Raw genomic sequence first — 10,427 nt, forward strand, 5'->3', positions numbered from 1 at the left:
CTCCAGCGAGCGGATATTGCCGCCCCTGCCGGCTAGACAGGGTTAGAAGCACCGCCGCTATTTCAAAAGCGGTGCATGTAGTCAGCTTGGGCGCCGGCCTGGTGCGAGTCTGTTCGCTACCGCACAGACGCTGCTCAACGACCGCCGCAGACTGACAGCTGAAAGGCTAGATCGGCAAACCAGAACACCATGGACAGTCCTTGGCTCAATGTACTCGCCTACCTTCGTCGCCTGTACGCACATGCAGGGCGTTGGCGCTCGCCCCCCAATGCATTCACCTATGAAAGTCTGCTGCGCTCGGAGCTGTACAACGCCGATCAGATGGCCGAGCACGGTCTCTGGCTGGCCCATCATCATCGCTTGAGCCGGTTGCCGGCGGACGACACGCTGCTCGACCGCCTGGCCGATAACGAGCGCATGCTCTCCACCAGTTGCACTGCCCTGGCCGGCGCCCTGCCCAGCTCGCGTCCGGCATTGCCCGCTGCGCAGTGGTTGCTCGACAACTTCTACCTGGTCGAAACCCAGATCCGTATTGCCAAACGCCATCTGCCAGCCGACTACAGCCTGCAGCTGCCAAGGCTGGACAACGGCCCCTCCAACGGCCTGCCACGTGTCTATGACATTGCGCTGGAGACCATTTCCCATGGTGACGGGCGGATCGACGCCGAAAGCCTCAGCCGTTTCGTCGAGGCCTATCAGCAGGCCGCCACCCTGACCCTGGGAGAGCTGTGGGCGATCCCGATCATGCTGCGCCTGGCCCTGATCGAGAACCTGCGGCGGGTGGCGGTGCGGGTCATGGCCAACTGGGCTGACCGCGACCTGGCCAATTCCTGGGCCGACCGGCTTGGCGAAACCGCCGAGCGCGACGCCAAGAGCGTGGTGCTGGTGGTCGCCGACATGGCCCGCTCGGAACCGCCGATGACCGCCGCTTTCGTCGCCGAGCTGGCCAGGAGGCTGCAGGGCCACAGCGCTTCGCTGACCCAGCCGCTGCTGTGGGTGGAGCAGATGCTCAGCGAATCGGCGCTGAGCATCGAACGCCATGTGCAGCTTGATGCTCAGCAGCAGGCCATCGATCAGGTGTCCATCAGCAACAGCATCGGCAGCCTGCGACTGCTGTCGACCATCGACTGGCGACTGTTCGTCGAGCACCTGAGCCATGTAGAGCAAACGCTGTGCCGCGACCCGGCCGCCGTCTACCCAGCCATGGACTTCACCAGCCGTGACTATTACCGGCACGTTGTCGAACGCCTGGCACGCCACTGCGCCTTCAGCGAAGCCGCCGTGGCACGCACGGCCATCGAACTGGCTGAGGCGGCCGGGGCCGCCCCCGGTGAGGAGGCCGAACATGTGGGCTTTTACCTGGCAGGTGCCGGGGTGCCGTTGCTGGAGCAGCGCCTGGCTGCGCGGGTACCGCTTGCCGAGCGGTGGCAGCGCCTGTTGCACCGGGCACCGCTGGCGTTCTATCTGGTGCCTGTGGCCCTGCTGTCCTGCCTGTTTGCGTGGGGTTTCATACGCGCCATCGACGTGGAGGGGTGGCCCATCGCGGTGCTCGCCGGCATGGCCGTGCCGATACTGCTGAGCACCAGCCGCCTGGCCATCGGCCTGGTGAACTGGCTGGTGACCCTGACCGTCAAACCGTCCTTCCTGCCGCGGTTGGACTACTCCGCCGGCATTCCCGCAGAGGCCCGCACATTGGTGGTAGTGCCCACCCTGCTGGCCACTGCCGACGATGTCGAGGAACTGCTCGAAGGGCTGGAGGTACGTTTCCTGGCTAACCGTGACGAGCACCTGCACTTCGCCCTGCTCAGCGACTTCATGGATGCCCGCGAACAGACACGGCCCGAAGACGAAGCACTGCTCGAACTCGCCAGCAAAGGCATCCGGGGGCTCAACCACAAGTATCCAGGCCCTGGCAGCGAGCGCTTTTTGCTGTTTCACCGGCCACGCATATGGAACAACGCAGAAGGCTGCTGGATGGGGCGCGAGCGTAAACGCGGCAAGCTCGCCGAGCTGAACGCGGTGTTGCGCGGCCACGGCCACGAGTGCTTCATGCGCATCGTCGGCAACCTGCAAACCCTCGGCCACGTGCGCTATGTCATCACCCTGGACACCGACACCCAGTTGCCTCGCGGTGCCGCCCATCAATTTGTCGGCGCCATGCAGCACCCGCTGAACCGCCCGCGCTTCGACGCACATACCGGTCGTATCCAGGCAGGTTATGCAATCCTGCAACCGAGGGTGGGCATCAGCCTGCCAAGTGTGTCGCGCTCGCGCTACGCGCGGCTGTTTGGCAGCGACGCCGGGGTCGACCCCTACACACAGGCTGTTTCGGATGTCTACCAGGACCTGTTTCTCAGCGGCTCGTTCACCGGCAAAGGCATCTATGCGGTGGATGCCTTCGAGCAGGCCCTGGAGGGCCGCTTCACCGACAACCGCATACTCAGCCATGACCTGATCGAGGGTTGCTACGCTCACTCAGGCCTGCTCAGTGATGTGCAATTGTTCGAAGCCTACCCGGCGCGCTACAGCGCCGACAGCAAACGCCACCACCGCTGGATACGCGGCGACTGGCAACTACTGCCGTGGCTGCTGCCGTGGCTGCGCACTGGCACGCAGGGCCTGGCGCAAAGCTCGCTCAGCGCCCTGTCGCGCTGGAAGATTTTCGACAACCTGCGCCGCAGCCTGGAGCCGGCGGCGCTGCTGACCCTGCTGCTGTGGGGCTGGTTGGCGAGTGCCACGCCACTTGCCTGGACGCTATCGCTGCTGGCGTTGCTGCTGACGCGCCCACTGCTCGACTCTCTGCTCGAAGTGCTGGGCAAGACCACCGATGTGCCCCTTTCAGAACACCTGCTGGCGGCTTTGCACACATCTGGCACCTATTTCTTGCGTACCGGTCTGTCACTGGCCTGGTTACCCTTCGAAGCCTACTTCAGCCTCGATGCCATCCTGCGCACCCTGTGGCGGCTCGTGGTCAGCAAAAGGCGTCTGCTGCAATGGAACCCCTCGCGCGAAGACGAACGCAGCAGCGCCGACACCCTGCAGGCGATGTACCGTGAGCAATGGGGGCAACCGGTCCTGGTGCTGCTGCTGGGCGGTGCGTTGGCGATGCAGCCAATGATGCTGCTGATGGCATCGCCGATCCTTGCCCTTTGGCTGCTCGGCCCGGCGCTGGCCTGGTGGCTCAGCCGCCCGAACAGCCGGGCCGAGTTCATGCCAGGGGCTGAAGACCTGGCATTCCTGCATCGACTGGCCCGCGCCAATTGGGCCTTCTTCGACAGCCACGTCGGCCCTGCCGACAACTGGCTGCCGCCCGACAACATTCAGGAGCCACCCTTCGCCAGCATCGCTCATCGCACCTCGCCGACCAACATCGGCATGGCCCTGCTCTCGCACCTGGCGGCCCATGACTTTGGTTACCTCAGTGCCGGTCGTCTTTTCGAACGCCTGGCCCAGATGCTCGACAGCATCGGCCGCCTGGAGCGCTTCAGAGGGCACTTCTACAACTGGTACGATACCCAGAGCCTCAAGCCGCTATCGCCGCTCTATATCTCCAGCGTGGACAGCGGCAACCTGGCCGCCCTGTTGCTGACACTCAGGCCCGGGCTGTTGGAAATGGCCGAAACGCCGCTGCTTGACCGGCGCCTGACCCAGGGGTTGCTCGACACTTTCGACAAGCTGCTGGACGTCTGCCCCAGCACAAGCTGTGACGCCTCACCGATCGAGGCAATGCGCGAACAGGTGTGGCAGGCCCACGTGCAGGCCAGCAACGTACCGGCCGCATTGCTGCCGATGCTGGTCGAACAGCTGCAGGCGCTGATCACGCAACCGGCTGCCATTGCGCCAGGGGCGCAAGCTGCTAACGACAGTGCATTCTGGCTAAATGCTCTGTATCAGCAATGCGTGGACCTGAGCGGCGAATTGCAGAACCTGCAACTGCCGCCAGGCAACGATCAGCAGCCCCCGGCCCCGCTGAGCTGGCGTCAGCTGGCACAGCTGGATGCAGAGCAGTGGCCGCAGCCCGAGCGACTTGCCGTGGCCAACGTCAGGGCACTTGCCCGCCAGCGCATCGCCCAGGCGCACGCCCTGGCCAGCCGCATCGAAACCCTGGCCGACATGGACTTCACCTTCCTTTACGACAGCCATCGCAACCTGTTCTCCATCGGCTACAACGCCGACGAGCATCGCCTGGATGCCGCTTTCTACGACCTGCTGGCATCAGAGATGCGCCTGACCAACTTCGTGGTCATCGCACAGGGCCAGGTGCCCCAGGACAGCTGGTTCGCACTGGGCCGGCTGCTCACCAGCAATGCCGGCGTACCTGTGCTGCTGTCCTGGTCCGGCTCGATGTTCGAGTACCTGATGCCGCTGCTGGTGATGCCGAACTATGAAGGCACACTGCTCGACCAGACCTGCCAGGCCGCTGTCAATCGCCAGATCGAACATGGCAGGCAGGCTGGCCTGCCCTGGGGCGTCTCGGAGTCGGCCTACAATGCGCTGGACGCGCACTTCAACTACCAGTACCGGGCGTTCGGCGTGCCGGGGCTTGGCCTCAAGCGCGGCCTGGGTGAAGACCGGGTGGTGGCCCCATATGCCAGCGCACTGGCCTTGATGGTGGCGCCCACTGCCGCCCGGCGTAACCTGCAACGGCTGGCCACGCTCGGGCTGGCTGGCCGCTTCGGGCTCTACGAAGCCGTGGACTACAGCGAGGCACGCCTGCCGCCCGGGCAGGACGCCGTGATCGTCCGCTCCTTCATGGCCCACCACCAGGGCATGAGTTTCCTGGCGCTGACCGCTGTGCTGCTGAACAAGCCCATGCAACGGCGCTTTGCATCCGACCCACAGTTCCAGGCCAGCATGCTGCTTCTGCAGGAGCGCGTACCGAAAACCGCTGCCCCGTACCTGCATACCCTCCAGGCCCCGCCCGTGGAGGCTGGCGAGCGCGCCGCCGAGATACGCCTGCGGGTGTTCGGCGAGCCAAACCGGCGCCACCCGGCCGTGCAGCTGCTGTCCAACGGGCGCTATCACGTAATGGTCAATCACGTGGGCAGTGGCTACAGTCAGCGCAATTCACTGGCGGTCACTCGCTGGCACGAAGACACCAGCTGCAACGACCTGGGCAGCTTCTGCTACCTGCGCGATGTTGCCAGTGGCGCTTACTGGTCCACCACCTACCAGCCGACGCGGTACCGTGCAAAAGTCCAGGAGGCGATCTTCAGCGACGGCCGCGCGGAGTTTCGCGTGCGCGAGCGCGACTTCGACTGCCACACCGAAATTGCCGTGTCGCCCGAGGACGACATCGAACTGCGCCGCCTGCACCTGACCAACCATGGTGACCAGCCCCGCACCCTTGAGCTGACCAGCTACGCTGAAGTGGTGCTGGCACCGGCCTTGAGCGATGCCATGCACCCGGCCTTCAGCAAGCTGTTCATCCAGACCGAACTGATCCGCCCGCTGCAAGCGATTCTCTGCACGCGTCGGCCGCGCTCGCAACAAGACCTCGTGCCGTGGATGTGCCACGTGCTGGCAGTGCACGGCGCCGACATCGATGCGCTGTCCTACGAAACCGACCGGGCCCGCTTCATCGGGCGTGGGCGCACCCTGGCAAGGCCGGCAGCACTGGACCGCGGCACCGAGGCATTGTCTGGCAGCGCAGGGGCCGTGCTGGATCCGATCGTGGCCATCCGCTGCCGCATCACCTTGATGCCCGGCCATGCGGCCACGGTCGATCTGGTCACCGGTGTGGCCGACAGCCGCGACGCCTGCCTGCAACAGGTCGCCAAGTACCGCGACCGACACTTGGCCGACCGGGTGTTCGACCTCGCCTGGCCACACAGCCAGGTGCTGCTGCACCAGCTCAACGGCTCGCTGGCCGACGCCCGGCTGTTCGAGCAGATGGCCGCCTCGGTGCTCTACCCCAATGCCAGCCTGCGCGCCAGCGGAGCGCTGCTGGCCAGCAACCGGCGCAGCCAGTCTGGCCTTTGGGGCCAGGGCTTGTCCGGTGACCTGCCGATCGTGCTGGTGCAGATCGGCGACCCGGCCAACATCCATCTGGTCAAGCAGATGGTGCTGGCCCATGCCTACTGGCGCCAGAAAGGGCTGGCACTCGACCTGGTGATCTGGAACGAGGACCAGGTGGGCTACCGCCAGCAGTTGCAGGAGCTGATCATGGGGATCGTCGCCTCCGGCAGCGAAGCCGCCCTGCTCGACCGCCCCGGGGGCATCTTCGTAAGCCCTGCGCAGCAACTGTCCGCCGAGGACCGGCTGCTGACCCTGTCGGTAGCGCGGCTGGTGCTCGACGACAGCCTCGGTACGCTGGCCGAGCAGCTGCACCTGCGGCGCCAGCCACCGGTTCCCTCAGCCCTCCAGGCCAGTGCGCCCCACCCCAGGCCCACACCTGTCAGCCATCTGCCAGCGGAACACACGGCGCTGATGCTGGGCAATCCTTATGGCGGGTTCAGCGCCGACGGCCGCGAATACGTCATCCCGTTGCTTCCCGGCACACCGCCGCCGGCGCCGTGGGTCAACATCCTGGCCAACCCGCAGTTTGGCTGCGTGGTCTCCGAGGCTGGCAGCGCCTACACCTGGTACGAGAACGCCCACGAGTACCGGTTGACGCCCTGGCACAACGACCCGGTCGCCGACCCCAGTGGCGAGGCCTTCTACCTGCGCGACGAAGACAGCGGCGAGTACTGGTCGCCGACCCCGCAGCCCTGCCCGGGCCCTGGCCGTTACCGCACCCGCCATGGCTTTGGCTACAGCGTGTTCGAGTACGCCGAAGACGGCCTGCATACAGAGCTCTGGGTGCATGTTGCACTGGATGCTTCGGTCAAGTTCAGCCGGCTCAAGGTGCACAACACCTCAGCCCGGGTGCGACGGTTGTCAGTCACCTGCTTCGCCGAGTGGGTGCTGGGTGACCTGCGCAGCAGAACCGCCATGCATGTGGTAAGCGAGACTGACCCGATCAGCGGCGCACTGTTTGCCCGTAACAGTTTCGCAGTGGATTTTTCCACCCATGTGGCGTTTCTCGACTGCGACTTGCCCGTGCAGGGCCAGACCTGTGATCGCAGCGAGTTCCTGGGACCCAACGGTGATTACCAGGCACCCTTGGGCATGCGCCAGACGCGGCTGTCGGGACGCACTGGCGGGGGCCTGGACCCGTGCGCGGCGCTGCAGGTGGCGCTGCAGCTGGAGCCTGGCGAAAGCCGTGAAGTGGTGTTTCGCCTGGGCGCCGCCCAGGACGCCAGCGCTGCCACCCGCTGCATCCAGCAATATCGTGGCCTGCAAGCCGCCAGGGACACCCTCGACAAGGTCTGCGCCTACTGGCGACAGACACTGGAAACCGTGCAGATCGAGACGCCGGAACCCGCGCTCGATGTGCTGGCCAACGGCTGGTTGATGTACCAGGTGATCGCCTGCCGGTTCTGGGCGCGCAGCGGCTACTACCAGTCCGGAGGCGCCATCGGTTTTCGCGACCAGTTGCAGGACAGCATGGCCATGGTCCATGCAGCCCCGATGGCGGCGCGCCAACACCTGCTGACCTGCGCCGCGCACCAGTATGCCGAAGGTGATGTGCAGCACTGGTGGCACCCACCGCTGCAGCGAGGCGTGCGTACCCGCTGCTCGGACGACCTGCTGTGGCTGCCACTGGCAGCCAGCCGCTACGTGGAAGTCACAGGGGACTACAGCGTGCTCGACGAGCCGGTCGGCTATCTGCAGGGGCGTGCACTCAACACCGGTGAAGAGTCCTACTACGATATGCCCACCCACTCGGAGCGGGTCGAGAGCCTTTACCAGCATTGCCAGCGCGCCCTCACCCATGCTCTGCAGTGCGGGGCTCACGGCTTGCCATTGATGGGCAGCGGCGACTGGAATGACGGCATGAACCGGGTCGGCGAACAAGGAAAAGGCGAAAGCGTATGGCTGGGCTTCTTTGGCCACGAAGTGCTGCGGGCTTTCGCCAGCGTCGCCCTGCGATACGGCGACAGTGGCTTTGCGCTGCAGTGCGCCAACCAGGCCGGCGCACTCGCACAAGCACTGGAAGCGCATGCCTGGGATGGCGGCTGGTATCGCCGCGCCTGGTTCGACGATGGCCAGGTGCTGGGCTCAGCGAGCAACCAGGAATGCCGAATCGACTCGCTGGCGCAAAGCTGGGCCGTGCTGTCCGGGGTCGCCTCGCCGGAACGTGCCCGCCAGGCCATGGCCGCACTGGGCAACCACCTGGTACGCCGCGACATGGGCATCGTCAAACTGCTCGACCCGCCCTTCGACCACGGTGACCTGGACCCTGGCTACATCAAAGGCTACCTGCCAGGCGTGCGTGAAAACGGCGGGCAATATACCCATGCGGCCATCTGGGCAAGCATGGCCTATGCACGCCTGGGCGATGCCGATGAAGCCTGGCAACTGCTGCGCCTGATCAACCCGGTACGTCAGGGCTGCAGCGCATTGATCGACACCTACAAGGTCGAACCCTATGTCATGGCCGCCGATGTCTACGCCGTTGCGCCCCACGCCGGTCGGGGTGGCTGGAGCTGGTACAGCGGATCGGCCGGCTGGATGTACCGGTTGATCATCGAAAACCTGCTAGGCCTGAAACGCGAGGGTGACACCCTGCGCCTGCAGCCTTTGTTGCCGGCGGGCTGGCCGGGGTATGTCCTGCATTACCGTTTTGGCAGCGCCCGGTACCGCATCGAGGTGCGCAACGGCAACTGCGGCGAACTGGCCCTGAGCCTGGACGGCGAGGCGCTTGCCGAAGCCTGGCTGAAGCTGGAGGATGACGGGCGCCTGCACCACGTCATCGCCCAGTGCCAGAGCTGCGCCTTGCCCATCAACTGAACCGTTGGGCGAGCAATGGCCTGGCGGACACAAGCCTCAGCCTCACTAGGCTAATCTTGTTCCGATACCCGTTGCCGTCAATGGTCCCGCGTATGCGCCCCGCGCCCCCACCCTTGCAGAACCACTTGCTGGCTGCACTTTCGGCAGAAACGTTCAGCCGGCTGGAGCCGCACCTGGAGCGCGTGAGCCTGCCTCTGGGCAAGGCTTTGTACGAGTCCGGCGACACCCTGCACCACGTCCACTTCCCGGCCGATGCGATCGTTTCATTGCTGTATGTGATGGAAAACGGCGCATCAGCCGAAATCTCGGTAGTGGGTAACGAGGGGCTGGTGGGCATTGCCGTGTTCATGGGCGGGGAAAGCACACCCAGCCGGGCCATCGTGCAAAGTGCAGGACATGCCTACCGCCTACCCGTGCAAAGGCTCAAGGACGAGTTCAACCGCCATGGCGAGATGATGATGCTGATGCTGCGCTACACCCAGGCACTGATCACCCAGATGGCACAAACGGCAGTGTGCAACCGCCATCACTCCATCGACCAGCAATTGTGCCGCTGGTTGCTGCTGTCGCTCGACCGCCTGCCAGGCGATCGCCTGTGCATGACCCAGGAGCTGATCGCCAACATGCTGGGGGTGCGCCGCGAAGGCGTGACGGATGCTGCAGGCAAGCTGCAGCGTCTCGGGGTGATCGAGTACAACCGCGGGCAGATCAAAGTTCTCGACAGGGCCCGCCTGGAACTGCTGAGCTGCGAATGTTACGCCGTGGTGAAGAAAGAGACCGATCGCCTGCTGCCCTACATGCCAGTGCCTTGAGTTGGCGCGAGGTTGTGTGTGCGAGCTGCCGATGAAGCTCATCAGCCATGCTGTCAGATGCCGGCCTGTAAATGATTCCAATGGGCGCTAGTAATGGCTATAGCGCTCGGCTTTGGAGGCCCGCGATGGGTCCGGCGGCCCCTGCCTCTGCTCGCGATGAAAGGGGGGCTTGTCGATGTAGTCATCGCGATCATCAGGGAGCGCTCTTTTCCCCTCGCCACCTTGACCCTCCGACGAACCGTCGCTTTTGGCTGGCTTGCTACCCAGCCGATTGTTATCTAACCCATACCTGTCTCTGGTCATACCCACCTCTCGATGCTCAGAAATTCTGAGCTACATCGAGTGTGCGCCCATGCTGACCAGAGAAGTTTTGTATCAGACCGCCGGGCCCAATCGGCCATTCAGGAATGGTTATACCGGAATGAAGTAGTGCCGCAAAAATAAGCGGAGATTTTTTCTCCAGATACTCAGCCATCCCACCAGTACTATTCGACTCCAATTGAAGCTTCAGCGCTTCATACTGCTGACAGATTGAGCCATCGCGCTTAAGCGAATCTCCGAACCCCAGCATCTGAGTGATCGTAAGGTGGCCACGGGCACAAGCGTGGAGCTTGTGTGGGTCGCTAAGCGGCCTCGTTATCAAGTGTCTGCTTTGGGTCGAGAGCAGACAGTCACCTCTGACTGCTATCGACCCATTGCGGACGTTCGCCATAAGATCGTCTGCGCCTATGAGATCGAGCGCCGCCCGCGCGGCGCATCGCGAGCTGCGCTCGCTCCTAC

At 64.5% G+C, this 10,427-nt stretch carries 3 protein-coding genes; 2 read left to right on the top strand and 1 reads right to left on the bottom strand.

All coding sequences use genetic code 11. The features are described from left to right. The first annotated feature begins 189 nt into the window (after nt 1-189). Nucleotides 190-8,835 (top strand): GH36-type glycosyl hydrolase domain-containing protein, encoded by an 8,646-nt coding sequence (locus DMX11_RS21970; protein WP_110746809.1) that lies wholly within the window; start codon nt 190-192, stop codon nt 8,833-8,835. A 92-nt stretch (nt 8,836-8,927) separates the two neighbouring features. Further along, nucleotides 8,928-9,647, top strand: a complete 720-nt coding sequence (locus DMX11_RS21975) for a Crp/Fnr family transcriptional regulator (RefSeq protein WP_110746811.1) — start codon at nt 8,928-8,930, stop codon at nt 9,645-9,647. Between the two features lie 319 nt (nt 9,648-9,966). Here the strand turns inward: DMX11_RS21975 and DMX11_RS21985 are convergent. Beyond that, nucleotides 9,967-10,427, bottom strand: a 461-nt coding sequence (locus tag DMX11_RS21985; RefSeq protein WP_177410778.1) for a GrpB family protein, incomplete at its 5' end; no start/stop codon positions are given.

This window comes from Pseudomonas sp. LB-090624, from assembly GCF_003205205.1.
Classification (GTDB): domain Bacteria; phylum Pseudomonadota; class Gammaproteobacteria; order Pseudomonadales; family Pseudomonadaceae; genus Aquipseudomonas.

Bases quoted from the DNA above. Each gene is read 5' to 3' on its own strand.
- DMX11_RS21970 (WP_110746809.1), top strand. From the start codon at position 190: ATGGACAGTCCTTGGCTCAATGTACTCGCCTACCTTCGTCGCCTGTAC.
- DMX11_RS21975 (WP_110746811.1), top strand. From the start codon at position 8,928: ATGCGCCCCGCGCCCCCACCCTTGCAGAACCACTTGCTGGCTGCACTT.